The organism is Kitasatospora sp. NPDC001547, assembly GCF_042894165.1.
Taxonomy (GTDB): Bacteria; Actinomycetota; Actinomycetes; order Streptomycetales; family Streptomycetaceae; genus Kitasatospora.
In genome coordinates this window covers 1-26272 of the sequence record NZ_JBIAVL010000036.1, presented here as the reverse complement: position 1 = coordinate 26272, position 26272 = coordinate 1, and the positions used below count along the sequence as shown (strand labels likewise).

Genomic DNA, 26272 nt, shown 5'->3' with positions numbered 1-26272 from the left:
TCGCGGTCGAGCGCCGGGTGGAGTGGTCCGACACCGACGCCGCCGGGCACTACCACTTCTCCGCCGTCCAGCGCTGGGCCGAGGCGGCGGAGGCGGCGCTGCTGCACCGCCTCGGGCTGGCCGACCTGTTCGGGCGGATCCCCCGGGTGCACTTCGAGGCCGACTACCGCGAGCGGCTCTGGTTCGGCGACCTGGTCCGCACCGAGCTGCGGGTGGTCCGGGTCGGCGGCTCCTCGCTGCACTACGCCTTCGAGGTGCACGGACCGCACGGGCTGGCCGCGAGCGGGCGGATGTCGGTGGTGCACTCCGCGCCGCACGAAGGGGGCAGCGAGCCGTGGCCCGCGCAGGTCCGCCGCACGCTGGCGGAGTCGGGGCCGCAGCGGCCCGAGGTGCTGGCATGAGCCCGGCACCGGACACCGCCCGGATCGCGGTGATCGGCGCCGGTCCCGGCGGGCTCTACTTCGCCGCCCTGGCCAAGCAGTTGGCGCCCGACCGGGAGATCACCGTCTTCGAACGGGACGCCCCGGAGGACGAGACCGGCTTCGGCGTGGTCTTCTCCGACGAGACCCTGGACGGCATCGCCCGGGCCGACCCGCGGGTGTTCGCCGCGATCAGCGCCGAGTTCGCCCGCTGGAGCGACATCGACGTCCGCTACGCGGGCGAGGTCCGCACCAGCGGCGGCCACGGCTTCGCCGCCCTGGACCGCAACCGGCTGCGCGCCGTCCTGCGAGAGCGCTGCGCCGAACTGGCGGTGGAGGTGCGCTACCGCACCCCGGCCCCGCCGGTCGACCGGCTGGCCGCCGGGTACGACCTGGTGGTGGCCGCCGACGGCATCCGCTCCGGCACCCGGGCCGCTTACCCGGAGAGCTTCCGCCCGGACCTGGACGAGCGCCACTGCCGCTACATGTGGCTCGCCACCGACAAGGTCTTCGAGGCCTTCACCTTCATCGTCGAGCGGTACGACTTCGGCGTCCTCCAGGTGCACGCCTACCCGTACAGCGCCACCCGCTCGACCTTCATCGTCGAGGCGGCCGCGGACGCCTGGCGGCGTGCGGGCTTCGAGGCCCTGGCCGCACGGGAGTCGGCGCGCGGCGAGAGCGACCTGGCGAGCGTGCGGCGCTGCGCGGAACTGCTGGCCGGGCACCTGGACGGCCACCGGCTGATCCCCAACGCCTCGCGCTGGATCCGCTTCACCACGGTGCGGAACGCCGGCTGGCGCCACCGCAACGTGGTCCTGCTCGGCGACGCCGCGCACTCCGCGCACTTCTCGATCGGATCGGGCACCAAGCTCGCCCTGGAGGACGCCCTCGCCCTGGCCGCCGCGCTGAGCGAACAGCCGTCACTGGACGAGGCGTTAGCCGCCTACGAGGCCGAGCGCCGCCCGGTGGTGGAGTCCACCCAGCGCGCCGCGCAGGCCAGCCTGGAGTGGTTCGAGACGATCGGTCGGCGCACCGGGCAGGGCGTCGACCAGTTCGCCTTCAACCTGCTCACCCGCAGCCGGCGGGTCACCTACGGCAACCTGCGGGCCCGCGACCCCGCCTTCGTGGACGCCGTGGACACCGCCTTCGGCGGCTCGCCCGGGGTACCGCCGATGTTCCGGCCGCTGAAGCTGGGCGCGCTGGAGCTGCGCAACCGCGTCGTGGTGCCCCCGCTCGCCACCTTCACCTCCCCCGACACGCTGCCCAGCGGCTTCGACCGGGCCCAGTTGACCGCGCACGCGCTCGGCGGCGCGGGGCTGGTGATCGCCGGGATGACCGCGGTCGGCCCCGAAGGCCGGGCCACCGACCGGTGCCCGGGCCTGTGGACCGACCCCCAGGAGGCCGCCTGGCGTCAACTCGTGGACGCTGTCCGGGCGGTGAGCGACACCCCGCTCGGCATCCAGCTGACCCACGCCGGCCGCCGGGGCGCGACCGCCGCCCCCGGGCCGGACGGCGTCGGGCGCCCGCTCGCCGAGGGCTGGCCGCTGCTCGCTCCCTCGGCCATCCCCTGGGACGCCGACAGCGCACTGCCGCACGAGGCGAACGACATCCAACTGGCCGCCGTCACCGCGGACTTCGCGGCCGCCGCCGAACGGGCCGCCCGGGCCGGCTTCGACGTGCTGGAGCTCCAGTTCGGCCACGGCCATCTGCTCTCCTCCTTCCTCTCCCCGCTCACCAACCGCCGCACCGACGGGTACGGCGGCCCGCTCGCCCACCGGCTGCGGCTGCCGCTGGAGGTGCTGACGGCGGTGCGCGCCGTCTGGCCGACCGGCCGGCCGCTGCTGGTGCGGATCTCGGCGAGCGACTGGGCGCCCGGGGGCACCACCGAGGAGGAGGCCGTGGCGATCTGCCGCGCGCTGGCCGGCGCCGGGGCGGACGCGCTGGACGTCTCCACCGGCGAGGTGGTGGCTCACCAGCGGCCGCCGTACGGGCGCGGCTACCAGACGCCCTTCGCCGAGCTGGTCCGCGCCGCCACCGGGCTGCCGACCGTCGCGGTCGGCGCGATCTCGAGTTCCGACGACGCCGACTCCGTGCTGCTGGCCGGGCGGGCCGACCTGGTCGCGGTCGGCCGCGCCCAGCTGTACGACCCGCTCTGGACGCTGCACGCCGCCGCCGAGCGGGGCTACACCGGGCCCGGCGCCCGATGGCCCGAGCCCTGGCGGGCGGGCAGCCGCAGGCCACCGGGTCCGAGTGCCGACCGGGTCGCCCCGCGCCTGCACCTGCTGCGCGAGCCGCCCGCGCCCGTCCACCGCCGCTGGTCACCACCCCGCCCCGGCGACACCCCCGAGGAGTGATGAGAACCGTGCCCCACCTGCCCCGTTTCACCGCCGCCGCCGTCCAGGCCGCCCCGGTCTACCTGGACCCCGCCGCCACCGTCGACAAGGCCGTCGCGCTGATCCAGGAGGCGGCCGGGCACGGCGCCGAACTGGTCGTCTTCCCCGAGGTCTTCGTGCCCGGCTACCCGTACTGGAACTGGACGATGAACCCGGTGCAGGGCTCGCCCTGGTACGAGCGCCTGTACCGGGCCGCCGTGGACGTCCCCGGCCCGTACGTCGACACCCTGCGGGCCGCCGCCCGGCAGGCCGGCGTGGTGCTGGTGATCGGGATCAACGAACGCGGCCGGCCAGGCCTCGGGCCGCTGTACAACACCGTGCTGGTCATCGACGCGGACGGCGAACTGCTCAGCGCGCACCGCAAGTTGATGCCGACCTGGGCGGAGAAGCTGACCTGGGCGCAGGGCGACGGCGCCACCCTCACGGTGCACCCCACCGCCGTCGGCCCGCTCGGCGCGCTGGCCTGCGGCGAGAACACCAACCCGCTGGCCCGCTTCACCCTGCTGGCCCAGGGCGAACTGGTCCACGCCGCCTGCTACATCGCGCTGCCGGTGGGCCCCGAGGACTACGACATGGCTGACTCGATCGCGCTGCGCACCGCCGCGCACTGCTTCGAGGGCAAGGTGTTCTCCGTCGTGTCCTGCTCCACCGTCTCGCCCGAGATGGTGGACCTGATCGCCGGCGACGACCCGCAGGTCCGCAAGCAGCTCGCCCGCCCGCACAGCGCCCTGTCCGGGATCTTCGGCCCGGACGGCCGCCCCGTCACCGAACCGCTGGTGGACGAGGAGGGCATCGTCTACGCCGAGATCGACCTCGGCCACTGCGTCCGGCCCCGGCAGATGCACGACATCGTCGGCCACTACAACCGCTTCGACGTCTTCCGGCTGCACGTGGACAAGCGCCCGCTGCGGCCGCTGGTGTTCCCCGAGGAGGAGGCATGACCAGCCCCGAACCCGCCCCCGACCGCCACGACGACCACCGCGACCACCGCGACGGCTCCGACGACCACGAATCCTTCGACGACGACCGGATCGGCCGGGCCCGGGTCACCGACAGCCCCGAACTGCTCGCCTACTACAAGGAGTTGGCCGCGCACGAGGCCGGCGCCCTGTGGACGGTCGCGAACGAGATCGAGCCCTGGTACCCCCAGCCGAAGTCCGTCCCGGTGCTCTGGCGCTACGCCGACCTCCGCCCGCTGGTGCGCAAGGCGCTGCCGCTGGTGAAGGCCGACGACGCCGGGCGCCGGGTGGTGATGCTGGTCAACCCCGGCCGCCGCGAACTGAGCGCCGCCGTCGGCCTGTTGTACACCGGCCTGCAGATCATGGGCCCCGGCGAGGCGATGACCGCGCACCGCCACCAGGCCTCCGCGCTGCGCTTCGTCCACGAGGGCACCGGCGCCTGGACCATCGTGGACGGGCAGAAGCTGAGGGTCGGCCCGCGCGACTTCGCGATCACCCCGAACAACACCTGGCACGAGCACGGCAACGAGGCCGACGACGCCCCGGTGATCTGGCAGGACGGCCTGGACATCCCGCTGGTCAACACCCTCGACGCCAACTTCTACGAGGTCCACCCCGAGCTGTACCAGCGGCCGGGGCCGGTCATCAACTCCTCGCTGCTCAGCTACGGCGGCAACCTGCTGCCGTACGGCGCCGAGAAGTGGAGCAGGCCCTACTCGCCGCTGTTCGGCTGGCCCTGGGAGCCCAGCTACCACGCGCTGCGCGAACTCGCCCGCGCCACCGGGGGATCGCCGTACGACGGCGTGATCATGGAGTACACCAACCCGGTCACCGGCGGCCCGGTGATGCCGACCATGTCCGCCCACCTCCAGCTGCTCCGCCCGGGCCAGGCCACCCGCGCCCACCGGCACACCGGCTCGGTGGTGTACACCGCGGCCAAGGGCCGGGGAGTCTCGGTGGTCGCCGGACAGCGCTTCGCCTGGCAGCAGGGCGACATCTTCGTCGTCCCGTCCTGGGCGTGGCACGAGCACGCGAACCTCGACCAGGGCGAGGACGCCTGCCTGTTCTCCTTCAACGACTTCCCGGTGATGCACGCGCTCGGCCTCCACCGCGAGGAGGCCCACCCGGACGGGCAGCAGCCCACCACCACCGCCTGACCAGGAGCCCCACCGCCATGCACCTGTTGACCTTCCGCACCCACGACGCCGGGCACGCCGACGGCACCGGCCACGCCGGCACCCCGCGCCTCGGCGCCCGGCTGGACGGCGACCGGGTCGCCGACCTGACCGCCCTCGCCACCGCCGCCGGTGCCCAACTGCCCCCCGACCTCCTCGGGTTGATCCGCGCCGGGGAACCGGCCCTGGCCACCGCCCGGGAGCTGCTCGCCGGGGACCCGCCCACCAGGCCGCTCACCGAGGTCGCGCTGTGCGCACCGCTGCGCCCCGGCAAGATCGTCGGCGTCGGCCTCAACTACGTTGAGCACGTGGCGGAGTCGCACCGCACCCTGGACACCGACCGCGAACTGCCCGACCGGCCGGTGCTGTTCGACAAGCCCTCGACCGCCGTCACCGGCCCGGGCGGCCCCATCCTGCACAACGCCGACCTCACCAAGCAGCTCGACTGGGAGTGCGAACTCGCCGTGGTGATCGGCGCACCGGCCTTCCGGGTGGCCGAGGCGGACGCGCTGCGGTACGTGTTCGGCTACAGCATCGTCAACGACATCAGCGCCCGCGACCAGCGGCGCTCCGGCCAGTGGTTCTTCTCCAAGGGCCAGGACAGCTACGCGCCGTTCGGCCCGGTCGTGGTGACCGCCGACGAGATCCCCGACCCGCAGCGGCTCGACCTCTCGCTGAAGGTCAACGGCGAGCTCCGGCAGGACTCCAACACCCGCCACATGCTGTTCGGCGTCGCCCGGCTGATCGCCGACATCTCCTCCGGCGTCACCCTGGAACCGGGCGACGTGATCGCCACCGGCTCCCCCTCGGGCGTCGGCGCCGGGATGGTGCCCCCGCAGTTCCTCCAGCCAGGCGACGTGGTCGAGGCCACCGTCGAGCGGATCGGCACGCTCGCCAACCCGGTGATCGACGCCCGCTGACCCGTCCCGGACCGGAAAGGACCGTCCACCCGATGACCACCTACCGGATCGGCCAGATCGTCCCGAGCTCCAACGTCACCATGGAGACCGAGGTCCCCGCCCTGCTGCGGGCCCGCGAGGCGGTCGCCCCCGAGCGGTTCACCTTCCACTCCAGCCGGATGCGGATGACCAGGGTCACCCCCGAGCAACTGCGCTCCATGGACGGGGAGTCCGACCGCTGCGCCACCGAGCTCTCGGACGCCCGGATGGACGTGATCGGCTACGCCTGCCTGGTTGCGGTGATGGCCACCGGCCCCGGCTACCACCGCGAGGCCGAACGGCGACTGCACCTGCGCACCGTCCGCAACGGCGCCCCGGCGCCCGTCGTCACCAGCGCCGGCGCCCTGGTCGCCGGGCTGCACGAGCTCGGGGCGGCGAAGGTCGCCATGGTCACCCCGTACCTGCGGCCGCTGGCGCGGACGGTGGTCGAGTACCTCGCCGCGGAGGGCATCGAGGTGCTCGACCACGCCGCCTTGGAGATCGCCGACAACCTGGAGGTCGCCGCCCACGACCCGGCCCGGCTGCCCGCGATCGCCCGCGGCCTCGCGTACACCGAGGCCGACGCGGTGGTGCTGTCGGCCTGTGTGCAGCTGCCCTCGCTGTCCGCGGTCGAGGAGGCCGAGCAGCAGCTGGGCAAGCCGGTGGTCTCGGCCGCCGTCTGCACCACGCACCAGCTCCTGCGGGCCCTCGGGCTGCCCGCCTTCGCGCCCGGGGCCGGGCACCTGCTCTCCGGGGCCTACGCGTAGCGGCGCGCCTGCGCGGAGCGGCCCGCCCTGCGCGCGCTGCAGTCTGCGCCGCACGCTGCCGCTTGCCCTGTGCGTAGCGGTCCGCCCTGTGCGTGGCCGCCTGCCAGACGCGTGGCGCGGCCCGCCCCCCGCGTCGGGCCCTGACCCGTGGGCGCCTCGGGAACGCGGGAATCCGCGTCCCCCGGACCGGCACTCTCGTTATGATCGCCACCAGTCGCCGGGGAGGAGGGCCCGCATGTCCGACAGCACAACGCGGCCGAGCTCCCTGATCCACACCGTCTACGGCGAGTTCGTCCGCCGCCTCGGCGGCTGGATATCCATCGCCGACCTGATCGCCCTGCTGGCCGAGCTGGACGTCGACGGCCCGGCCGTCCGCTCGGCGACGTCCCGGCTGAAGAAGGCCGGCACCCTGCTCCAGGAGCGCCGCGCGGGGACCGGCTACCGGCTGGCCCCCGCGATGGAGCCGGTGTTCGAGGAGGGCGACCGGCGGATCTTCCACAGCCTGGAGCCCGCCGCACTCGACGACGGCTGGGTGGTGGCGGTCTTCTCGGTGCCCGAGTCCGCCCGCGCCCACCGCCACCAGCTGCGCTCCCGGCTGAGCTGGCTGGGCTTCGGCAACGCCGCCCCCGGGGTCTGGCTGGCACCCGCCCGGCTGCTTCCGGACGCCCGTCGGCTGCTGGACCGGCTCGGGCTGAGCGCCTACGTCCACCTGTTCCTCTCCGCCGAGTACGCCGGCTTCGCCGATCCCCCTGCGGCGGTGGCGAGTTGGTGGGACCTCCCGGCGATCGAGGCACAGTACGCGGCGTTCGCCGACACCTGGCGCCCGGCCGCCGAGGAACTGCGCGGACGGTCGCCGGTGGACCCCGCCGAGGCGTTCCGCGACTACGTGCCGATGCTCACCCAGTGGCGCCGGCTGCCGTACCTGGACCCCGGGCTGCCCGCCCAGCTGCTGCCCGCCGACTGGAACGCGGTGCCCGCCCGCGCGGTGTTCACCGAGTTGCACGGACTGCTCGCCGAGCCCAGCCTTCGGTACGTCGAGAAGGTCACCGGGCTGCCCCACCCCGAGGAGCCGCGATGACCGCCACCGCCCCCGCCGACCTGCTGATCCGCGCCGCCGCCGTGCACACCCTGGTGCCCGGCGAGCCGCCCCGCCGGGCGGTCGCCGTCACCGGTGGCCGGATCACCGCCCTCTCCGCCGCGCCCGACGGGCTGGACGCCCTGATCGGCCCGGCCACCGAGGTGGTGGACGCCGCGGGCTCGACCGTGCTGCCCGCCTTCGACGACACCCACACCCATCTGATCCTGGCCGGGCACAGCGTCCACGGCGTGCCGGTCCACCGGGCCCGCGACCTCGCCGGGTTCCTCGGCCTGATCCGCGAGCGCGCCGCCGCCACCCCCGCCGGGGAGTGGATCCGCACCACGGTCAACTGGCAGGAGGTGCTGCTGGCCGAGCAACGGATGCCCACCACCGCGGAGTTGGACGCGGCTACCGCCGAGCACCCGGTGCTGGTGCGCCGCGGCGCGTACAACATGGTGCTCAACTCGGCCGCCCTGCGACTCGCCGGGATCACCGAGTCCACCGAGGCGCCGCCCGGCGGTGTGATCGAGCGCGACGAGCACGGGCGGTTGACCGGCCGACTGATCAACCGGGCGGTCGAGCCGGTCGAACGGGTGCTGCCGCGCCCCACCCTCGCCGAGCGGATCGAGGGCCTGCGCGCCGCCTCCGCCGACTACGCCGCCTGCGGGATCGGCACGGTCCGCGACTGCCTGGTCCCGGTCGAGGACCTCGACGTGCTGGACGCCGCCCGGGCCGAGGGCGCCCTGGCCGTCCGGGTCCGGGCGCTGGTCTCCGGCTTCGCCGCCCGCACGCCGGAGCAGGTGGACGCGCTGCTGGACCGGATGGACGACTGGCGCGCCGCCGGCCGGGACGACGACCGGCTGCGGCTCTGGGGCGTCAAGTTCGGCATCGACGGCGGCTTCGAGGCGGCCGCGGTGGAGGAGCCGTACCAGGGGCAGCCCTGCTACCACGGCCGGTTGCTCTGGGAGCCGGTCGAGCTGCTCGCGGCGGTGGACCGGGTGGTGGAGCGCGGCTGGCGGGTCGGGGTGCACGCCTGGGGCGACCGCGGGCTGCGAGTGCTGCTGGACGTCTTCGAGCAGGTGCTGAAGCGCCGCCCGGGCCTGCCGCCCGGCACGCTGGTGGTCGAGCACGGCGGCCTGGCCCGCCCGGGGCAGCGGGCCCGGGCGATCGCGCTCGGCATCCCGGTGACGGTCCAGCACCCGCTGCTGCACGACGGCGCGCTCACCCAGCAGCGGGCCTGGGGCGAGGAGCGCACCGCCGCGCTCTTCCCGCTGCGCGAGTGGCTGGACGAGGGCGCGCTGATCACCGGCGGCTCGGACTTCCCGGTCGGCCCGTACGGCGCGATGGTGTCGGTGTGGGGCATGACCACCCGGGGCACCACGGCCGGGGTGGTCGGGCCGGAGCACGCGATCGGCCGGGCCGAGGCGGTCGCGCTGCACACCGTGAACGCGGCCCGGCTGACCGGCGAGAGCGCGCTGCGCGGCAGCCTGCGGCCGGGGACGTTCGCCGACCTCACACTGTGGCCGGTCGATCCGCTGGACTGCCCGGTGGACGCGCTGCGCGAGCTGCGGCCCACCCTGACGGTGGTCGACGGGCGCATGGTGCACCGCATGTGACGGCCCGTCAGGCCGTGGCGAGCTCCCGCAGGTCGATGCCGCGGTGCAGCGCGCGCAGGTCCTCGTGCAGGGTGGACGGCGGGACGACGAGCACCCCGCAGCGGGCCCGGTTCAGGCAGTGCCGGGTGACCGAGCGGCGCGCCAGCCCGCGCACCCTGGCGCGGACACCGCCCTGCTCCCCGGTGCTGACCACCAGCAGGTCGCCGGGGCGGTCGGCGAGCCCGGTCAGCACCGCCGCCGCCTCGCCGCGGACGACCAGCGGCCGCACCGCCACGCCGATCGGCAGGCCGCCGAAGGCCTGCTCCAGCGCGCGCTCCATCCGCGCCTCGGCGAGTTCCTGCCAGGCGCGCAGCAGCGGCGGGCACGGCCGGGCGCGGTAGTTGCGCTCGCCGCCGACCGGCGTCCAGGCGAGCACCGGGACCAGGACGGCCTGCCGGACCCGGGCCTCCTCGGCCGCCCGGTGCAGGGCGGTCAGGCTGTGCAGTGATCCGCTGACTCCGACGATGACGCGGGCGCCGTCCGACATGATCCTTCACTTTCCGATGCCAAAGCTCTTTGATGTCTGCGATTAGGTTGCCACTATCCCCATTAGGCCTGCAAATCGAAGGCATTCACTGAATGCGGCCTTGCATCGCCCGGCATATCCATGCCCCGGCCCCACCGCCGGGCGACCTTCGACGTCGGCCACCCCTTGTTCGAGCAGGTGTTCGAACGAAGGCGTAGGCTGGTCCCATGCACGGCACCGTCCACCTCCAGCCCTCGCTGTTCGACGACGCGGACCGCGTCGGCATCCGCCTCGGCCCGCTCGACGGCCTGCGGCGGCAGCCGCTCGGCGACGGCGCCTGGCTGGACGTGCTCCCGGGCTGGCTACACGGGGCGGACGAGTTGTTCGAACAGCTGGCCGCCACCGTGCCCTGGCGGGCCGAGCGCCGCGAGATGTACGAGCGGACGGTCGACGTCCCGCGCCTGCTGGCCTCCTACCCGGCGCAGGCCGAGCCGCCGCACCCGGTGCTGGGCCTGGCCCGGGCCGCGCTGAGCCGGCACTACGCCCAGGAACTGGGCGAGCCGTTCCGTACCCTCGGCCTCTGCTACTACCGGGACGGCCGGGACAGCGTGGCCTGGCACGGCGACCGGATCGGGCGCGGCGCCCGCGAGGACACCATGGTGGCGATCCTCTCCGTCGGCGAGCCGCGCACCCTCGCGCTGCGGCCCCGGTCCGGCGGCGCGACGGTCGTCCGCCACCCGCTCGGCCACGGGGACCTGGTGGTGATGGGCGGCTCCTGCCAGCGCACCTGGGAGCACGCGATCCCCAAGACGGCCCGCCCGGTGGGCCCGCGGATCAGCATCCAGTTCCGGCCGCACGGGGTGTCCTGACCCCCGGCTTGCCGCGCACCCGCCGGGCACGGAGGCTGGCGAGTGGGCCGGTGGCACGAACCCCACAGCCACCGGGCACCGAACATCCGGACCCGAACGCCGGGCATCGACCGCCCGGAACCGACCGCCGGGCACCGGCCACCGGGCCCGTCAGGAGGCCGCATGCCGAAGCCGGGCGTCTACCACGCCGGAGTCCCGTGCTGGGTCGTGCTCACGACGCCGGACACCGCACGGGCGCAGGCCTTCTACGGTGCGCTGTTCGACTGGGAGTTCGTCCCGACCGGCCCCGCCGAGGCGGTGGCCACCCGGTACGGCGCCCAGGTCGCGGGCGTCGTACGGGCCCGGCCGACCGACCCGCCCGCCGCCTGGACCACCTTCCTCGCCTGCCCCGACCCGGCTCGCACCCTCACCGCCGTCCGGGCCGCCGGCGGCCGCCTCGCCCGGGAGCCGTACGAGGTGCCCGAGCAGGGCCGCGCCGCCCTCGCCGTGGACCCGCTCGGCGCCCGCTTCGGGCTCTGGCAGGCCGGCACCATCGACGGCGCCGGCCTGGTCGACGAGCCGGGCGTGCTCGCCTGGAACGAACACCTCTCCCCCGACCCGGACGCCGCGCGGGCGTTCTACCACCGGGTCTTCGGCTACGGCTACGACCGGCCGCGGGCGGGCCACGCCCTCGCCCGGGTGGCCGGACTGCCCGCGTGCAGCATCGGCCCCGCCGACCCGGCCACGGGTACGGGCGCGCGCTGGCTGGTCCACTTCGCGACCGAGGACACCGACCGCACGGCCGACCGGCTGCGCGCCCTCGGCGGCACCGTCGTCACCGGGCCGGCGCCGGCGCCGTTCGGCCGTACCGCGCTGGTCCGGGACGACGCCGGCGCGGAGTTCGTGCTGGTCGCCGTCCCGGCCCGGGACGCCGCGGCGGCGGCCTGAACCCGGACCGCTCCCGCACGCCCGCGTGCCGGGCGCGGCCACCCCTTCCGGTCAGTCAATTTGCTTGCCCGGAAAGTCCGTTCGCCCCGCACCGGCACCGCACGGGGCGATCGGCCCCGCCCGTCCGGCTGTCCGTTGCGACCGCTACCGTGCTGGCATGAGTTCCTTCCTGCGCGCGTACCTGGTCGACCCCGCGGAGCTCCGGCGCCGCGTCGGCAGCGGCAACGACGGGGCGGTCGACGAGGCCCTCGCGTACTTCGGCCCGTCCCTGGACCGGTCCGACGAGCACTTCGCCGACGAGATCGCGCAGGGCGCTCCGACCGCCCTGGCGGCGCTGCGCGCCGTGGTGCACGGCGGCCCCTTCTCCGGGGACGAGGGCCACGCCTTCCAGTACGGCTACGCCTACCGGCGGCTGTGCTGGCTGGTCGGGCAACCGCTGGAGGTCGACTCCTTCGGCCCGTTCCGGGGCACCTGGCTGGAGGTCGTCGACGACGGCCTGAAGGCGTACGGGATCACCGCGGTCTCGGTCGCGGACTTCCAGTACGGCGGCGGCCTCCCCGCCGAACTGCCCCACTGCGACGTGCCGTCCTGCGCCACCTGGTCGGCCGAGGACTGCCGGCGGGCCCTGGCGCAGTTCGAACGGGCCGAGCGCGAGGGTCGTCCCCCGGCGCCGGAGCGCGAGGTGGCCGAGGCCGTCGCCGAGGTCGTCGGCTGGCTCCGGCTCGCCCGGAGCCGGCAGGGCGGCGACGTCGTCGGCTTCGTCTCCTGAGCCACCCTGGTCCTGGGCCGCCCGGGGCCGGGCGGCCCAGGACGGTCCCGGGAGTCCCGGCCCGGCAGCGGGACTCCCGGGCGGCCCGGCGGGCGGCGGAGGTCAGTCCTTCACCGCGCCCGCCAACCCGGAGACCAGCTTGCGCTGCACCGCGATGAAGAAGATCAGCACCGGCACGGTCATCAGCGTGGACGCCGCCATGATGCCGCCCCAGTCGTTCTCGTCCGGCTTGAAGAAGACCAGCAGCGCCGAGGGCAGCGTCTGGTTCTGGGTGGCGCTGATGATGAAGGTCTTGGCGAAGACGAAGTCGTTCCACGCCGCGATGAAGGAGAACACGCTGGTCGCGGCCAGGCCCGGGGCCACCAGCGGCAGCAGGATCCGCCACAGGATGCGGGTCCGGCCGGCCCCGTCGATCTGCGCGGCCTCCTCGATCGACACCGGGACGGCCGCGACGAAGCCGCGCATCATCCAGATCCCGAACGGCAGCGAGAACGCCAGCTGCACCAGGACCAGCGAGGCCAGGGTGTTCAGCCCGATGCCCGGCGCGAACCGGCCGGCGTCGCGGAACATGAAGAACAGCGGGATGGTCAGCGCCTCGACCGGGATCATCTGGGCGATCAGGAACATCACCATGATGGTGGTGCGGAACCGGAACCGGAACCTGGTCACGGCCACCGCCGCCAGGAAGACCACGACCGCCGACAGCACCACCACCGACAGCGCGACCACCAGGCTGTTCACGAAGTAGCGGCTGAAGCCGTCCACGCTGAGCACCTGGCGGAAGCTCTCCAGCGTGGGGTGGGCGGTCCACGGCCTGGGGTCGAGCGACTGGATCTCGCCCTTGGGCTTGAAGGCCGAGAGCACCATCCAGAAGATCGGGAAGGCGGTGACCACGCCCAGCAGGACCGCACCGGTGTTGGCGGCCAGCCGCCACCGGCCCCGGGTGTTCCGGCCGCGGTCGCCTCGGCCGCCGGGCCGGCCGCGACCGGTTCGGCCGCCACCGGCCCGGGGGCCGTCGGAATCCCGAGTCGGTTCCACGGCGAGGGAGTTCACCGGGCTCATAGTTCGTTCCCCGTCCGTCGCAGGGTGCGGATGTACAGGACCGTCGGGACCACCAGGATCAGCAGCATGATCACGCCGATCGCCGCGCCCAGCCCGTACTGCGAGGAGGCGAACGCCTTCTGGTACGCGTACACGTTGAGCACCAGGTTCTGGCCGGCGATGCCGCCGCCCTCGGTCATCACGTAGATCTGGGTGAAGACCTTGAAGTCCCAGATCACCGACTGGATCACCACGATGGTCAGGATCGGCCGCAGCATCGGCGCGGTGATCCGGCGGAAGGTGGTCCAGGTGTTGGCACCGTCCAGGGCGGCGGCCTCCATGATCTCCTCCGGGATGGCCCGGATGCCCGCGTAGAGGGTGACCATCACGAACGGGTAGGAGTGCCACACCACCACGGCGCCGACGATCAGGAACGCCGTCCACTTGTCGTAGAACCAGTTGAACTCGTGGAAGCCGGAGAGCCCGAGCCCCTCCAGGGTGTGGTTGACCAGGCCGAGGTTGGTATCGAACAGGAAGCTCCACACCGTCGAACCGGTCATCGCCGGCGCCGCCCAGGCGGCCATCGCCGCGGTGGTCAGCACCAGCCGCGGCCACCGGCCGACCTTGGTGAGCAGCACCGCGAGGGCGGCGCCGACGGCCAGGGTGGCGACCACGCAGAACGCGGCGAAGCCGATGGTCTGGAACAGCACCGTCCAGAACTGCTCGTCGTCGAGGATCCTCGTGTAGTTGCCGAAGCCGACGAAGGAGGTCGGGACTCCGCCGGAGGCCTGGGCCTGCCCGAAGTCCAGGACGGACAGCAGGCCGAGCTGGTAGATCGGGTAGGCGACCAGCGGGATCAGGACGACCGCGGCCGGCAGGAGCAGCAGCAGCGGGGGCCGCCGGCGCCGACCGCCCGGGGGTGCGGCCGGCGCCCTGCCCCCTCGGCGCCTCTGCGGGGAAGGCGGCGCCGGGGCGGTCGGGGTGGATACGGACACGTGCGGGACCTGTCTCTCTGTCGGGCGTCAGCGCGCGGCGAAGGCCGAGGAGACCTGCGCGGCGGCGTCGGCCGAGGCCTTGGCCACGTCCGCCTTGCCGGTGACGACCTGCTGGAGCATCGTCGGGATCACCGCCTGGGCGTCGATCTGCGCCCACGCCTGGTCGAGCGGGACGAACCTGGTGCCGGCCGCGATGGTGTCGGTGAAGGGCTTCAGGAACGCGTCCTTCGCCGCGACCTTGCCGCTGACGGACTTGAGCGTCGGCAGGTTCCCCATCGCGTCGTACATCTGCTCCTGGTACGTGGGGCCCGCCAGCAGCTCGGCGAACTCGACGGCCAGCGTGCGGTGCTTGGCCGCCTTCATCACGCCCAGGTTGTTGCCGCCGGCGAAGGCCGGGGCGATCGAGCCGGGCTTCTCGCCGGGCAGCGGCACCACGCCGTACCTGCCCTTGACCGCGCCCGCCTCCACCTTGCCGCGGTTGGAGTTCAGCAGCACCGCCATCGCCGACTTGCCGGCCGCGAACAGGTCGACGGTCTTGCCGCCGGTCAGGTCCGCGCACTGCTGGGCGGGGCAGCCGTCGGCACCGAACAGGTCGGTGTAGCGCTTGATCCCGGCCTGCGAGGCGGGCGAGTCGATCGCGGCCTTGAACGAGGAGCCGTCCTTGGTGGCGATGTCGCCGCCCGCGTCCCAGACGAAGGGCAGTGCGGCGAAGGTGTACTTGCCGCCGACGGCGATGCCGAAGGTGTCCGGGTGGGCGGCGTGGATCCTCTGGTTGGCGGCGACCAGTTCGGCGTACGAGGTCGGCGGGGTGAGGCCGGCCTCGGTGAACAGGTCGGTGCGGTAGTACAGCGCGCGCACGCCGACCCACCAGGGCAGGCCGTAGGTCTTGCCGTCGACGACGGCGGTCCTGGCGATCGCCGGGTCGAGGTCGCCCTTGTCCTGCCACTTGTCCAGCTCGGCGGTGATGTCGGCGAGGCCGCCGGCGGCGACGTAGCCGGGCAGGTCGGTGTTGCCGAACTCGACCAGGTCGGGGGCGCTGTTCGGGTCGTTGAACGCGCCCTTCATCTTCGCCGCGCGGGCCGATGCGTCGGTGTCGATGTAGCTGACGTTGACGGTGACGCCCTGGTGGGAGGACTGGAACTCGGTCACCGCCTTGGCGATCACGGCCTCCTTGGCCGCGTTGCCCGCCTCGTTGTACAGCCAGACCTGCAGGGTGCCGGTCCGGTCGTCGGCGGCCTTGTCGCCCGCCGGCGAGGCGGTGCCGGGGGCACAGGCGGTGGCGGCCAGGCAGCCGGCGGCGAGCACGACGGCCGCGGCGGACCGTCCGATGAGTCGCATGGTGGAGACCTCCCCTCCCGACAGCTGCCGCCGAGACGTCCGCCGCTGGGGACGGGCACGTCGAAGCAGGCCCTGACCGGGGCCGATGGTGGGTGAAGTGGTGGGGGTACGGCAGGGCGCAGCGCTCGGGTGGGGCGACGTCGCCTGCTCGATGGCAGGGACGTTAGGCGGGCGCGATCGGCGCCAACAAGAGGGAGTTGGCCAAAGTTTTGCACTGCACAACGTTGTATCGAAGATGCGGCTGTCCGGCCGCGAACGGGTACGTTCTGACAACCGCCGCCGACCAGCGGGGGAACACCGGCAGAACGATCACCAGGGGAACGGACCCATGACGGAGACGGCGCCCAAGAAGCCCGCGACCGAACGCAACCAGTCCTCCTCGCTGCGCCGCGCGCTCGCCGTCCTCGGCTACGTCCGCGACCACGGCGACGGGCGCGGCGTCCCGCTCGCCCAACTCGCCGACGGGCTCGGCCTCAACAAGAGCACGGTGCTGCGGCTGGCCGGCCCCCTGCTGGACGAGCACCTGCTCGACCGGGACCGCGAGACCGGCTGGTTCCGGCTCGGCCACGGCTCGCTGCGGCTCGGCCAGGCCTACCTGACCACCCTCGACCTGCGCAGCGTCGCCGCCGAGCACCTGCGCCGGCTCCAGCGCGAGGCGGGCGAGACCGTCCACCTGACCGTCTGGCAGGCGCCGGGGATCGTCTACCTGGACAAGGTCGAGGACGAGACCAACGTCCGGATGGCCTCCCGGGTCGGCAGCCGCGCCCCGGCCTACTGCACCGCGACCGGAAAGGCGATCCTCGCCTGGCTGCCCGAGGAGGCCGTCGCCGAGGTGGTCGCGGCCGGCCTGCGCCCGGTGACCGCCTGGACCATCGCCGACGAGCCCCGGCTCCGCGCCGACCTCGCCCGCATCCGCGCCCGCGGGTACTCGATCGACGACCGCGAGAACGAGCCCGAGGTCCGCTGCGTCGCCGCCCCGATCTTCGACCACACCGGCGAGGTCACCGCCGCGCTGTCCGTCTCCGGCCTCACCTCGCGGATGACCGCCGCCCGCGTCCGCGCCCTCGGCCCGGTGGTCGCCCAGGTCGGCCTGCGGATCTCCCGGGAACTGGGCTCCGACCGCCCGGTGTCCTGAGCGCCCGGTGTTTCCTCCGGGCCTCCCGACCGCCCGGTGCCCTGAGCGCCCGGCGGTCTCCCGGGTTCCGGGGCCGTCGTCCCGCTCCCGGAAACGCGGACAGGGCCCGGCGCCGTTTCCACGGCACCGGACCCTGTCCGATCTCGGAGCGCCAGGCCCGGGTCGCACGGACTCTTCCTACTGAAAGTAGGACGTGCTCTGGTAGCACCACTGACGCCTGACGAGGAATCACTCCCTCGCGACGAGAAGTACAGTACCAGCTCCGTGATCATTCGCCGAACCGGAGGGGAAGCCCGCATGACGAGCGCTCGGCCGGAGGCCGGTCCGGCCGTCGTCCCGTACGCGGCCGGGCGGCTGATGGACGTCCACCGTCCGGCCGCCGCCGGCGCCGGGCCGGCCCCCGTCGTGCTGCTCTGGCACGGCAGCGGCCCGAACGAGCGCGACGTGCTGCGGCCGCTGGCCCAGGAGGGCGCCGGGCTGGGACTGCTGGTGCTCGTCCCGGACTGGAGCGCCGAGCAGCCGGACGGCGGCGGGGCCGAACTGCTCGCCTCGCTGGCCCGCGCCCGCGGGATCGCCGCCGAGCACGGCGGGGACCCGGACCGCTTCGTCCTGGCCGGCTGGTCGATGGGCGGCCGCGAGGCGATCGCCGTGGCCACCCACCCGGACACCCCCGCCGAGCTGCGCCCCACCGCCGCCGTCGGCATCGCGTCCCCCTACTCGACCAGGGCCGTCACCACCGGCGGGGCCCCGCTCGACCACCTGGCGCAGGCCCCCTCCCCCGTCCCGCTCCGGCTGGTCCACGGCACGGCGGACGACGTCGTGGCCGTCGAGCACACCCGGCAGTTGAGCGCTGTTCTGACAAGGCAGATGTCGGCGGTACGCACCCTCGAACTCCCCACCGACCACGCCGGTGTGGTGATGACCGTCTACCGCCCCGAGGCCCGCCGCTGCCTCCCGGCCACGGACCCCGCCACCCTGGCCGCCGGCCGACGGACCGCCGCCGTCCTCGCCGAGGCGGCCGGGCTGCCGTCCTGAGCACCGTTGCGGTTGTGGCGACTGCGGTCCTAGCGACCGCCCGCCGGCTCCCACAGCCCGTGGCCGTGCTCCAGCGCCTCCAGGTCGCGCTGCAGCGGGGGGCGCGGGACGGCCAGGACCGGGCAGGTGGCGTGCCGGACGCAGTAGGCGGTGACGGACGGGTGCACCAGTCGGGCCAGGCGGCCGCGTTCCCGTCCGGCGCCGAGCACGAGCAGGTCCCCGGGCCGGTCGGCGCACCGCACCAGGGTGTGGCCGGTGTCGCCGCGGACGGCCTGACAGCGCAGCCGGACGCCCGCGTGGCGTCCGGCGAAGGCCTCGTCGAGGGCCCGCCGCAGCCGGGCCACGGCGGCGTTGCGACCGGCGTCGACCACCGGCGGGCAGGGGGTGCGGCGGTAGCCGAGCTCGTCTCCGGGCGGGGTCCAGCAGAGCACCGCGAGCACCTCGACGTCCGTCCGGCGGGCTTCGGCCACCGCGCGGTGCAGTGCGGTGAGGCTGCCCAGCGAGCCGCTGACGCCGACCACGATCCGGCCCTGCCCCGCGCCACTGTCCGTCATGGCCCCGCCCCTGCCTCTCCGCCCGCCCACGCGCCTGTGTGCCCGTGTGCCCGTGTACCCGAAGGCCCGTACGCCCGAAGGCGCTCGTGCCGGCGCACCGGACCGCGTTCCGCCGATGCACCTCAGCAAAGCGGTCCGCGCCCCTGCGGTCCCGCCCCGTTGACGCCGCTCTGACGCGGGGCCCGTGCTTCCGTACGCGTCCCTGACGCCGTACGGGCGACGCGGGCGACGCGGGCGACGCGCGCCCGGCGTCCACAGGAAGCCCACGGACCGCATGTCCGGCACAGGGATCGACCGTCATCGAACTCATGCCGGAGCTGTCCCGCCCGAACCGTGCCGCATAGAGTGCCGGACAGAGCGCCGCGTCGCGCGGCGGATCACGGCGGACGCGGACCGGAACGATCTCTGACGGGGTGGGCATGGGTACGGGCTCGGGCACGGCACTGACGGCCCACCAGTTGATCGGCCTGCTGGTCGACCCGGGCGGCTTCCGCGGTTGGGACGAGCCGCCGGCCGTCGACCGGACCGACCCCGACTACCGCGCCTCGCTCGACCGCGCCCGCGAGCGCACCGGCCTGGACGAGGCCGTCCTCACCGGCGCGGGCCTGATCGACGGCCGCCCGGTCGCCCTGGTCGCCTCCGAGTTCGGCTTCCTCGGCGGCTCGATCGGCGTCGCCACCGCCGAGCGGATCACCCGCGCCGTCGAGCGCGCCACCGCCGAGCGGCTGCCGCTGCTCGCCCTGCCGGTCTCCGGCGGGACACGGATGCAGGAGGGCTCGGCGGCCTTCCTCTGCATGCTGCGGATCACCGCCGCCGTCCAGGCGCACCGCGCCGCCGGCCTCCCCTACCTCACCTACCTGCGCAACCCCACCATGGGCGGGGTCTTCGCCTCCTGGGGCACGCTCGGCCAGCTGGTCCTCGCCGAGCCGGGCGCCCGGCTCGGCTTCCTCGGCCCGCGCGTGTACGAGGAGCTGCGCGGCGTGGAGCTGCCGCCGGACGTCCAGCGGGCCGAAACGCTCGCCGGGCAGGGGCTGGTGGACGCCGTCGTCCCGCCGCAGGAGCTGCGCGAGCTGCTCCGCCGCACGCTCGCCGTCCTCACCGCCGCACCGCCGTCCCGTTCCGCTGCTCCAGACCCTTCCGCTCCTCCATCCCCTTCCGGTCCTCCGGCCCCTTCCACTTCCCCCGCTCCCGCGACCGCTCCGGCCGGCCCCGAGCGCCCCGACGCCTGGGACTCCGTCCGCCGCACCCGGCGCCCCGACCGCCCCGGCACCCGCGAGCTGCTGCGGCACACCGCCGAGGAACTGGTGCTGCTGGACGCCCCCGGCGGACGCGCCGGCGCACTGGTCCGGGCGCTGGCCCTGCTCGGCGGCCGGCCCGTCCTGGTCGTCGGGCAGCAGCGGCGGACCCCCGACCACGAGCGCCCCTTCACCGCCGCCGACCTGCGGGCCGTACGGCGCACCGCGCGGTGGGCCGAACAGCTCGGGCTGCCGCTGGTCACCGTGGTGGACACGGCCGGCGCCGAGCTGTCCGCCCAGGCCGAGCTGGACGGCATCGCGGTGGAGATCGCGCACTGCCTGACCACCCTGCTCGCCCTGCGCACGCCCGTCCTGGCCGTGCTGCTCGGCCAGGGTTCGGGCGGCGGGGCGCTCGCGCTGCTACCGGCGGACCGGGTGATCGCCGCCGAGCACGCCTGGCTGGCGCCGGAGGGCGCCTCGGCGATCGTCCACCGGGACGGCGCCCACGCCGCCGAGCTGGCCCGCTCCCAGGGGATCGGGGCGCACCACCTGGCGGAGGTCGGGCTGGTCGACGAGGTGGTCCCGGAGCTGCCGGACGCCGCAGAGGAGCCGGAGGCCTTCTGCACCCGGCTCGGGCAGGCCGTCGGCGCGGCGCTCGACACCCTGGCGGCGGCCACCGAAGCGGACCGGCTCACGGCCCGGGCCGTCCGGCACCGGCGGCTGGGCGACCTGCGCTAGCCGCTTCCCCGACCATCGGATCGGCGCCTGCCCGCCTTCGACCGCCGGGCCGCAAGCACGGTCCGCCCGCTGCCGGATCTGAGAAGGAGCCCGGTTCCTCCCGGGCAGAACGGCGAGGCGCCCGTCCGGACGTGTCCGGACGGGCGCCTCTTCTCGTCTTCACGGCCACTCGGCGGCGGGCCCGGTCGGTGCCATCCGGCGACGGCTGCCCCAGCGTGCGGTCAGCCGACGGCCCGGGTTCCCCGCCGCTGCCCGGGCCGGGTTACGGCCACCCGTTGGCCGTGACGTTCGCGCCGGCGACGGGACCCGCCCAGTCCACGGCCTGGGTGTTCGCGCCGGCGACGGGACCCGCCCAGTCCACGGCCTGGGTGTTCGCGCCGGGGGTGGGGCCCGGTCAGTCGACGGCCGACGCGGCGGTGGCGCCGGTGAGGGCGAGGACGGCGGCGGCCGCGAGGCCGGCCGCGACGGTCAGAGCGCGAAGTGTGGCGCCGGTCTCAGCGCGGGCTTGATCCCCTGCACCCAAAGTGCCGCCCCCGGGTCGCCGAGTGACGGCCGCCTACCCCCGGGCGGTGAGTGCGCTCACACGTGATCAAGCCCAACGACGGACCGTAGTAGACACCCGCCGAACACCCGACCCGTTCCCGCACTCCTCGCGTTCGCGCAGCTCAGCGCCGGTCGGCGCGCTCCGCGCAACCGGCCCTTCGAATCCACGGCGCCCCGCCGCGTACGACCGCGGGTCGTAACGAGGGGGTCTTGGCGACGGCCGATCCGGTCTGCCAACAATGGCTTCCGTCGTCAGCCGCACCGGCTCCTGTCCCGCCGGTGAACGGCTTGCTGCCGAGTCACGCCCCGCGACCGTTCCGGCCCCTGTCCGGCCGTGGTCCAGGGCGGGGTGTGACCCGGCCCAACCTGATTGAGGTCTTGTTCTTCATGCCCGCTTTCAAGCTCCGTATGCGCACTTCCGCCGCGATTCTCGCCGGCACCGCCGGTCTGACCGCCCTGGGCGCGGGTGTCCTGCCCGCCACCGCGAACGCCGCCACCGCCTCCCCGCAGGCCGTCGCCGCCCAGATCGTCCCGGCCAACCAGCTGTCGTCCTTCAGCCAGATCATCGCCCACGAGTCCAGCTGGAACGTGACCGCGACCAACCCGAGCTCGGGCGCGTACGGCCTGGCCCAGGCGCTGCCGGGCTCCAAGATGGCCTCGGCGGGTGCGGACTGGAAGACCAACGCCGCCACCCAGATCAAGTGGGCGCTGGACTACATGAACACCCGCTACGGCAGCCCGAACGCCGCCTGGGCCTTCTGGCAGGCCAACCACTGGTACTAAGCCGGCCCCGTCGGCTCACCTGACCACTCCCCCCACACCCCGGGGGTCGGACAGGGACCACCGGGGTGCCCGAGAGGGCCCGGACCCGCGCGACCCGCGTGGTCCGGGCCCTCTCGCGGTTCTCCGGCGGCCCGGCTCGTGGTCTCCTGGTCGTCGACGGCTGCCCGTGGACTCCCGGTCGCGCACTCCCCGTTGCGGACTCCCGGTCGCGGTCTCCCGGTCGCGGTCTCCCGGTCGCGGACTCCCCGTCGCGGACTACAGCTCGCCGGTGAGCCCGAGCAGCTCGCGCATCCGCGCGTACTTGGCGACCAGCCGCTCGGCGGTCGCCGGGTCCAGGGCGGCCAGGCGGGCCGGATCGGAGTTGTGCGCCAGGTCCGCGCGCTTGACCAGCAGCGCGCCCGGGGTGGCCAGGATGCGCGCGGCGTACTCCTCGACCGGTTCGTCCGGGCGCCGGGTGAGTGCCTCCACGATCGCCTTGGTCTCCGCCGGCAGCGCGGCCCCGGCCAGCCACTCCCGGCTCAGCCGGTCGTCCTCGACGGTGTCGTGCAGCCAGCCCGCCGCGATCTGCGCCGCACTGCCGCCGCGCGCCGCCGTTCCCCGGGCGACCGCCGCGATGTGCTCGCCGTACGGGTGGCCGTTCTTGTCCACCTGCCCCCGGTGGGCCCGGCGCGCGATCGTCTCCACCTCGGACAGGCTCAGGTACTGGTCGTCCATCGGCTCATCGTAGGCCCGGGCGGTCGGCACGGGCGGCCCTCCCCCCGTACGGACGACCGGCCTGGACGATCCTGCCGGGTGGCGGGCCCGCGCCCGGCCCGTTGATCACCCCGTCGACGGCCACTGGTTTACTGCCCCGGGGGTTCATGGGCTTCGGGGGGTCACCACGCTCGGGAGTCGACGCCCCCGACGGGAGACCCCCGTCGAACCGGCAGATCCGTCCGAGCGATCCGAGGCCACCATGCCAGCCCTGCACCCCCTGCTGTCCGCCTTCGCGCCGATCTGGGTGCTCACCGGCGTCGGCTACGTCGTCGGCCGCACCGGGCTGCTCGGACCGCAGGCCGAGACGGTGCTCAACCGGTTCGTCTTCCACGTGGCGATGCCGGCCGCGCTGTTCCTGATGATCGCCCGCACCCCGCTGGACCGCTTCGCCAACGCCTCGATGCTCGCCTTCGCGGCCGGCACCGTGGTCGCGACCGGCCTCGGGCTGCTCGCCGGGCGGCTGCTGTTCCACCGCAAGCCCGGCGAACTGGCCATCGGCGCGATGGCCTCCGGCTACGTCAACTCGGCGAACCTCGGCATCCCGGTGGCCGTGCAGGTCCTCGGCGACGCCTCCTTCGTGGCACCCGTGGTGCTGTTCCAGATCCTGCTGGTCACCCCCGCCGTCCTGGCCGTCCTGGACGGCGGCGCGGCCGGCCGCCGGGCGCTGCTCACCCTGCCCGTCCGCAACCCGATCCTGCTGGCCACCGCGCTGGGCGCGGTCGCCTCGGCGACGGGGATGCACCTGCCCGCCGAGCTGAATCGTTCCTGCGAACTGCTCGGCGGCGCCGGCGTCCCGGCCGCCCTGATCGCCCTCGGCATCTCGCTGCACAACCGCCCGCCGGCGGACGGGCGACCGCGCCGCCCCGAGGTCGGGCTGACGGTCGCACTCAAGACCCTGGCGCAGCCCCTGGTCGCACTCGTGGTGGCCGGCCCCGTGCTCCACCTGCCCGCCCACCAACTGCTCACGGTGGTGCTGTTCTCCGCGTTGCCCGCCGCGCAGAACGTGTACACCTACGCCCGCGAGTACCAGCAGGGCACCGCCCTCGCGCGGGACGCGGTGCTCTGGTCGACGCTGACGTCGATGGCGACGCTCTCGGTGATCAGCTGGACCCTCGGGCCCGCGTAGTTCCGGCCGGTCACTTCTCTCTGGCGGCCGCCACCACCCCGGTCATGGCCGCCAGGAAGCGCCGGGCGGTGTCCAGCTCCCCCGGCTCGAACTGCCGCATGGCCGCGACCAGATCGCCGATCAGCCCGCCGAAGAAGCCCTCCCCCAGTTCCATCGCCCGCTCCTCCACCAGCAGCCGCACCCGGCGCCGGTCCTCCGGGTCCCGCTCGCGCCGGATCAGCCCGAGCCGCTCCAGCCGGTCCACCAGACCGGTGGTGCCCGCCGAGTTCAGCCCCAGCGCCTCACCGAGACGGCCCGGCGTGACCACCTCCCCCGCACGGGCCGCGTCCAGCAGGTGGATCAGCGCCCGCAGATCGGTCGGGTGCAGACCATTGGCGGCCGCGAACTCGGCGCCGAACAGATCGAGTTCGACCGTCAGACCGCGTAGCAGGTGGACCAGCCGCATCGGCTCCACAACCTCGGACACCCTGTCGTCCTTCCTCGGGTAGGCATGTGCCATTATTCTCTCGCTCAGCGAGATACTTGTTCAACGTGATACTTGTCCAACGAGTGGCCCGGCCGACTCGGCCGCCATCACACCACACCCGCGGAGGCCCGGATGTCCGCCCGCACCGCCCCCTTCCTCGCCGCCTACGACGCCCTGCTCGCCCGCTGGCCCGTCCCGGTCGAGGCGCTCACCGTCCGCACCGCCCACGGCACCACCCGGATCAACGCCTGCGGTCCCGCCGACGGCCGCCCGCTCGTCCTGCTCCACGGCGGCGGCGCCACCTCCACCATGTGGTTCGCCAACGCCGGCGCCTGGGCCGAGGCCGGACATCGCGTCCTCGCCATCGACCTCATCGGCGACCCGGGCCGCAGCGTCCACGACGGCGCCGCCCTCGACGGCGTCCCCGGGCTGCTCGGCTGGCTGGACGCCGTCCTCGACGGACTCGGCGTCTCCCGGGCCGACTTCTGCGGCCACTCGTACGGCGGCTGGATCGCCCTGGAGTACGCCCTGCACGCGCCCGACCGGGTCGGCCGGCTCGCCCTGCTCGACCCCACCCAGTGCTTCGCCGGCTTCCGCCCCGGCTACCTGCTGCGCGCCGTCCCGCTCTTCCTCCCCCACCGCACGCCGGCCCGCGCCCGTGCCTTCCTCGACTGGGAGACCGGCGGCACCTCCGGCCTCGACCCCGCCTGGCGCGAGCTCTACGCCCTGGGCTACGCCGACTTCCCCGCCTCCCGCGTCATCACCGGCCCCCGCCCCACCCCCGAATGCCTCCGCACCCTCACCACCCCCGTCCTCACCCTCCTCGCCGAGCACAGCCGCACCCACGACCCCCACCACATCGCCCGAACCGCCCGCCGCACCCTCCCCACAGCAGAAGTCGCCATCCTCCCCGGCGCCTCCCACCACAACCTCCCCATGGCCGCCGCCCCCGACCTCAACCCCCGCCTCACCACCTTCCTCAGCCCCACCCCCCACACCTGACCCCACCCCCGCTCGGGAAGTCGGCCAGGCCGACTTCCCCCACGCCCCACCGACACGACCGCACCGCACCGCACCGCACCACGACAAACCACCCTCGCCCCCGCACGAGAAGTCGGCCAGGCCGACTTCCCACGGCACAACCCACTACCCCCGCCATCACACGGGCACGCCACCCGGTGGCCAGACCACCCCACCAGGCCCCCAACAACCAACACTCCGCACCTCGCGCGAGAAGTCGACCCACCCCCCTTCCCACAGGGCACGCCCCACGCACACGACCCCGCCACACCCGCAGCACCCCCGCATGAGAAGCCCGCCAGGCCGACTTCCCACACCTCGACCCACCACCACCCGCCATCACACGGGCAGGCCACCCGGCGGCCGGACCACCACCAGCCATCCCCACAGCAACCAACACTCCGTACCTCGCGTGAGAAGTCGACCCGCTCGACTTCTCACGCGCACACCCACCCACACGACCACACCGCACAACGCCAGAGCCCCTCGCCTCACCTGCAGCACCCTCCCGACTTGTCACACCACGGCACACCGCCGCGCGGCGGCGGGGCTGCTGCTCGGCAAGGGCGCGCTGCCGTACGACCCGGCGCCGGTCGCCGAAGCCTCCGGGATCCGGCTCGGCACGGGCACGTGACCAGCCAGGGGATGGGGAAGCCGGAGCTAGCCGAGATCGCCGGACTGATCCCCCGGGTCCTCACCGCGCGCCACGCGACGACAGACCGGCCCCGCCACACCCGCAGCACCCTCCGCATGAGAAGCCCGGCTGGCCGACTTCCCAACGACGGCACACCTCTGCGCGGTGGCCGGGCTGCTGCTCGGCAAGTGCGCGCTGCCGTACGACCCGGTCCCGGTCGCCGAACCCTCCGGGATCCGGCTCGGCACGGGCACGTGACCAGCCAGGGGATGGGGAAGCCGGAGCTGGCCGAGATCGCCGGACTGATCCCCCGGATGCTCACCGCGCGCCACCCGACGACAGACCGGCGTCACACCCGTCCCCTGAGGTTCCCCCGACGTGCGGAAGGTTGCCGGAGATGGCCTGATGGGCCATGAGAAGGGAGCCTCTGCCATGGCCGCACCGATGAAGTACCCACC

The 26272-nt window shown here is 74.4% G+C and carries 24 protein-coding genes; 17 read left to right on the top strand and 7 right to left on the bottom strand.

Annotation, left to right across the window (positions count from 1 at the left end):
• Positions 1-17 precede the first annotated feature (17 nt).
• From ACFY0X_RS35155 to ACFY0X_RS35120, 8 genes are all read left to right on the top strand, one after another.
• Entirely contained in the window at positions 18-401 is a 384-nt protein-coding gene (locus ACFY0X_RS35155; RefSeq protein ID WP_387760612.1) for an acyl-CoA thioesterase, read from the top strand.
• Entirely contained in the window at positions 398-2773 is a 2376-nt protein-coding gene (locus ACFY0X_RS35150; protein WP_387760586.1) for an FAD-dependent monooxygenase, read from the top strand. Before ACFY0X_RS35155 ends, ACFY0X_RS35150 begins: the two co-directional genes overlap by 4 nt.
• On the top strand, positions 2773-3753 hold the full coding sequence (locus ACFY0X_RS35145) for a carbon-nitrogen hydrolase family protein (protein ID WP_387760585.1): 981 nt from the start codon (positions 2773-2775) through the stop codon (positions 3751-3753). Before ACFY0X_RS35150 ends, ACFY0X_RS35145 begins: the two co-directional genes overlap by 1 nt.
• Positions 3750-4928 carry a cupin domain-containing protein gene (locus ACFY0X_RS35140; protein WP_387760584.1) on the top strand — a complete coding sequence of 393 codons (1179 nt, stop codon included), beginning with the start codon at positions 3750-3752 and terminating at the stop codon, positions 4926-4928. The genes ACFY0X_RS35145 and ACFY0X_RS35140 overlap by 4 nt, the downstream gene beginning before the upstream one ends.
• A 17-nt stretch (positions 4929-4945) precedes the next feature.
• On the top strand, positions 4946-5866 hold the full coding sequence (locus ACFY0X_RS35135; RefSeq protein ID WP_387760583.1) for a fumarylacetoacetate hydrolase family protein: 921 nt from the start codon (positions 4946-4948) through the stop codon (positions 5864-5866).
• Between the two features lie 32 nt (positions 5867-5898).
• Positions 5899-6651 carry an Asp/Glu racemase gene (locus ACFY0X_RS35130; protein WP_387760582.1) on the top strand — a complete coding sequence of 251 codons (753 nt, stop codon included), beginning with the start codon at positions 5899-5901 and terminating at the stop codon, positions 6649-6651.
• Between the two features lie 235 nt (positions 6652-6886).
• Entirely contained in the window at positions 6887-7729 is an 843-nt protein-coding gene (locus ACFY0X_RS35125; protein ID WP_387760581.1) for a PaaX family transcriptional regulator C-terminal domain-containing protein, read from the top strand.
• The gene (locus ACFY0X_RS35120) at positions 7726-9345 is read left to right on the top strand and encodes an amidohydrolase (protein ID WP_387760580.1); all 1620 of its coding nucleotides are present in this window, start codon (positions 7726-7728) and stop codon (positions 9343-9345) included. The genes ACFY0X_RS35125 and ACFY0X_RS35120 overlap by 4 nt, the downstream gene beginning before the upstream one ends.
• A gap of 7 nt (positions 9346-9352) precedes the next feature.
• Here ACFY0X_RS35120 and ACFY0X_RS35115 read toward each other — a convergent pair whose 3' ends face one another.
• A complete protein-coding gene (locus tag ACFY0X_RS35115; RefSeq protein ID WP_387760579.1) occupies positions 9353-9871 on the bottom strand; it encodes a universal stress protein in 519 nt (172 codons plus the stop codon).
• A 206-nt stretch (positions 9872-10077) separates the two neighbouring features.
• Here ACFY0X_RS35115 and ACFY0X_RS35110 point away from each other — a divergent pair, with 206 nt between their 5' ends.
• The 3 genes from ACFY0X_RS35110 (at position 10078) to ACFY0X_RS35100 (ending at position 12415) form a co-directional block, all read left to right on the top strand.
• Positions 10078-10719 (top strand): alpha-ketoglutarate-dependent dioxygenase AlkB, encoded by a 642-nt coding sequence (locus ACFY0X_RS35110; RefSeq protein WP_387760578.1) that lies wholly within the window; start codon positions 10078-10080, stop codon positions 10717-10719.
• A gap of 162 nt (positions 10720-10881) precedes the next feature.
• Positions 10882-11646, top strand: coding sequence for a VOC family protein (locus ACFY0X_RS35105; protein WP_387760577.1), 765 nt, complete (start codon positions 10882-10884; stop codon positions 11644-11646).
• Positions 11647-11803: 157 nt separating this feature from the next.
• Complete coding sequence (locus ACFY0X_RS35100; RefSeq protein ID WP_387760576.1) at positions 11804-12415, top strand: hypothetical protein; 612 nt, start codon at positions 11804-11806, stop codon at positions 12413-12415.
• 102 nt (positions 12416-12517) lie between these two features.
• Here ACFY0X_RS35100 and ACFY0X_RS35095 read toward each other — a convergent pair whose 3' ends face one another.
• From ACFY0X_RS35095 to ACFY0X_RS35085, 3 genes are read right to left on the bottom strand one after another with little or no spacing between them, the layout of a single operon-like run.
• Positions 12518-13477 carry a carbohydrate ABC transporter permease gene (locus ACFY0X_RS35095; RefSeq protein WP_387760575.1) on the bottom strand — a complete coding sequence of 320 codons (960 nt, stop codon included), beginning with the start codon at positions 13475-13477 and terminating at the stop codon, positions 12518-12520.
• Complete coding sequence (locus ACFY0X_RS35090; RefSeq protein WP_387760574.1) at positions 13474-14451, bottom strand: carbohydrate ABC transporter permease; 978 nt, start codon at positions 14449-14451, stop codon at positions 13474-13476. Before ACFY0X_RS35090 ends, ACFY0X_RS35095 begins: the two co-directional genes overlap by 4 nt.
• Positions 14452-14478: 27 nt before the next feature.
• Positions 14479-15789 (bottom strand): extracellular solute-binding protein, encoded by a 1311-nt coding sequence (locus ACFY0X_RS35085; RefSeq protein WP_387760573.1) that lies wholly within the window; start codon positions 15787-15789, stop codon positions 14479-14481.
• 328 nt (positions 15790-16117) lie between these two features.
• Here ACFY0X_RS35085 and ACFY0X_RS35080 point away from each other — a divergent pair, with 328 nt between their 5' ends.
• Both ACFY0X_RS35080 and ACFY0X_RS35075 read left to right on the top strand, forming a co-directional pair.
• Positions 16118-16924, top strand: coding sequence for an IclR family transcriptional regulator (locus ACFY0X_RS35080; RefSeq protein WP_387760572.1), 807 nt, complete (start codon positions 16118-16120; stop codon positions 16922-16924).
• A gap of 297 nt (positions 16925-17221) precedes the next feature.
• A complete protein-coding gene (locus ACFY0X_RS35075; RefSeq protein ID WP_387760571.1) occupies positions 17222-17959 on the top strand; it encodes an alpha/beta hydrolase family protein in 738 nt (245 codons plus the stop codon).
• A gap of 29 nt (positions 17960-17988) precedes the next feature.
• On the opposite strand, the gene ACFY0X_RS35070 is transcribed toward ACFY0X_RS35075, so the two are convergent.
• Positions 17989-18513 (bottom strand): universal stress protein, encoded by a 525-nt coding sequence (locus tag ACFY0X_RS35070; RefSeq protein ID WP_387760570.1) that lies wholly within the window; start codon positions 18511-18513, stop codon positions 17989-17991.
• A 419-nt stretch (positions 18514-18932) separates the two neighbouring features.
• Between ACFY0X_RS35070 and ACFY0X_RS35065 the strand changes: the two genes are divergently transcribed.
• Together ACFY0X_RS35065 and ACFY0X_RS35060 are read left to right on the top strand one after the other, a co-directional pair.
• Positions 18933-20486, top strand: a complete 1554-nt coding sequence (locus ACFY0X_RS35065) for a carboxyl transferase domain-containing protein (protein ID WP_387760569.1) — start codon at positions 18933-18935, stop codon at positions 20484-20486.
• A 951-nt stretch (positions 20487-21437) separates the two neighbouring features.
• Entirely contained in the window at positions 21438-21812 is a 375-nt protein-coding gene (locus ACFY0X_RS35060) for a transglycosylase SLT domain-containing protein (protein ID WP_387760568.1), read from the top strand.
• Positions 21813-22067: 255 nt separating this feature from the next.
• Here the strand turns inward: ACFY0X_RS35060 and ACFY0X_RS35055 are convergent, their stop codons facing one another.
• Entirely contained in the window at positions 22068-22526 is a 459-nt protein-coding gene (locus ACFY0X_RS35055; RefSeq protein ID WP_387760567.1) for an HD domain-containing protein, read from the bottom strand.
• A gap of 241 nt (positions 22527-22767) precedes the next feature.
• Here ACFY0X_RS35055 and ACFY0X_RS35050 point away from each other — a divergent pair, with 241 nt between their 5' ends.
• Positions 22768-23694 carry an AEC family transporter gene (locus tag ACFY0X_RS35050; RefSeq protein WP_387760566.1) on the top strand — a complete coding sequence of 309 codons (927 nt, stop codon included), beginning with the start codon at positions 22768-22770 and terminating at the stop codon, positions 23692-23694.
• 10 nt (positions 23695-23704) lie between these two features.
• Here the strand turns inward: ACFY0X_RS35050 and ACFY0X_RS35045 are convergent, their stop codons facing one another.
• A complete protein-coding gene (locus ACFY0X_RS35045) occupies positions 23705-24139 on the bottom strand; it encodes a MarR family transcriptional regulator (protein WP_387760611.1) in 435 nt (144 codons plus the stop codon).
• Between the two features lie 153 nt (positions 24140-24292).
• Between ACFY0X_RS35045 and ACFY0X_RS35040 the strand changes: the two genes are divergently transcribed.
• The gene (locus ACFY0X_RS35040; RefSeq protein ID WP_387760565.1) at positions 24293-25162 is read left to right on the top strand and encodes an alpha/beta fold hydrolase; all 870 of its coding nucleotides are present in this window, start codon (positions 24293-24295) and stop codon (positions 25160-25162) included.
• The last annotated feature ends 1110 nt before the right edge of the window (positions 25163-26272 follow it).

What these genes read in the sequence shown, in the direction of transcription:
- ACFY0X_RS35070 (WP_387760570.1), bottom strand. Translation starts at nt 18,513, where the DNA reads ATGACGGACAGTGGCGCGGGGCAGGGCCGGATCGTGGTCGGCGTCAGC.
- ACFY0X_RS35110 (WP_387760578.1), top strand. Translation starts at nt 10,078, where the DNA reads ATGCACGGCACCGTCCACCTCCAGCCCTCGCTGTTCGACGACGCGGAC.
- ACFY0X_RS35095 (WP_387760575.1), bottom strand. Translation starts at nt 13,477, where the DNA reads ATGAGCCCGGTGAACTCCCTCGCCGTGGAACCGACTCGGGATTCCGAC.
- ACFY0X_RS35120 (WP_387760580.1), top strand. Translation starts at nt 7,726, where the DNA reads ATGACCGCCACCGCCCCCGCCGACCTGCTGATCCGCGCCGCCGCCGTG.
- ACFY0X_RS35080 (WP_387760572.1), top strand. Translation starts at nt 16,118, where the DNA reads ATGACGGAGACGGCGCCCAAGAAGCCCGCGACCGAACGCAACCAGTCC.
- ACFY0X_RS35085 (WP_387760573.1), bottom strand. Translation starts at nt 15,789, where the DNA reads ATGCGACTCATCGGACGGTCCGCCGCGGCCGTCGTGCTCGCCGCCGGC.
- ACFY0X_RS35140 (WP_387760584.1), top strand. Translation starts at nt 3,750, where the DNA reads ATGACCAGCCCCGAACCCGCCCCCGACCGCCACGACGACCACCGCGAC.
- ACFY0X_RS35145 (WP_387760585.1), top strand. Translation starts at nt 2,773, where the DNA reads ATGAGAACCGTGCCCCACCTGCCCCGTTTCACCGCCGCCGCCGTCCAG.
- ACFY0X_RS35040 (WP_387760565.1), top strand. Translation starts at nt 24,293, where the DNA reads ATGTCCGCCCGCACCGCCCCCTTCCTCGCCGCCTACGACGCCCTGCTC.
- ACFY0X_RS35050 (WP_387760566.1), top strand. Translation starts at nt 22,768, where the DNA reads ATGCCAGCCCTGCACCCCCTGCTGTCCGCCTTCGCGCCGATCTGGGTG.
- ACFY0X_RS35105 (WP_387760577.1), top strand. Translation starts at nt 10,882, where the DNA reads ATGCCGAAGCCGGGCGTCTACCACGCCGGAGTCCCGTGCTGGGTCGTG.
- ACFY0X_RS35135 (WP_387760583.1), top strand. Translation starts at nt 4,946, where the DNA reads ATGCACCTGTTGACCTTCCGCACCCACGACGCCGGGCACGCCGACGGC.
- ACFY0X_RS35130 (WP_387760582.1), top strand. Translation starts at nt 5,899, where the DNA reads ATGACCACCTACCGGATCGGCCAGATCGTCCCGAGCTCCAACGTCACC.
- ACFY0X_RS35150 (WP_387760586.1), top strand. Translation starts at nt 398, where the DNA reads ATGAGCCCGGCACCGGACACCGCCCGGATCGCGGTGATCGGCGCCGGT.
- ACFY0X_RS35115 (WP_387760579.1), bottom strand. Translation starts at nt 9,871, where the DNA reads ATGTCGGACGGCGCCCGCGTCATCGTCGGAGTCAGCGGATCACTGCAC.
- ACFY0X_RS35045 (WP_387760611.1), bottom strand. Translation starts at nt 24,139, where the DNA reads ATGCGGCTGGTCCACCTGCTACGCGGTCTGACGGTCGAACTCGATCTG.
- ACFY0X_RS35065 (WP_387760569.1), top strand. Translation starts at nt 18,933, where the DNA reads ATGGGTACGGGCTCGGGCACGGCACTGACGGCCCACCAGTTGATCGGC.
- ACFY0X_RS35055 (WP_387760567.1), bottom strand. Translation starts at nt 22,526, where the DNA reads ATGGACGACCAGTACCTGAGCCTGTCCGAGGTGGAGACGATCGCGCGC.
- ACFY0X_RS35100 (WP_387760576.1), top strand. Translation starts at nt 11,804, where the DNA reads ATGAGTTCCTTCCTGCGCGCGTACCTGGTCGACCCCGCGGAGCTCCGG.
- ACFY0X_RS35060 (WP_387760568.1), top strand. Translation starts at nt 21,438, where the DNA reads ATGCGCACTTCCGCCGCGATTCTCGCCGGCACCGCCGGTCTGACCGCC.
- ACFY0X_RS35075 (WP_387760571.1), top strand. Translation starts at nt 17,222, where the DNA reads ATGACGAGCGCTCGGCCGGAGGCCGGTCCGGCCGTCGTCCCGTACGCG.
- ACFY0X_RS35125 (WP_387760581.1), top strand. Translation starts at nt 6,887, where the DNA reads ATGTCCGACAGCACAACGCGGCCGAGCTCCCTGATCCACACCGTCTAC.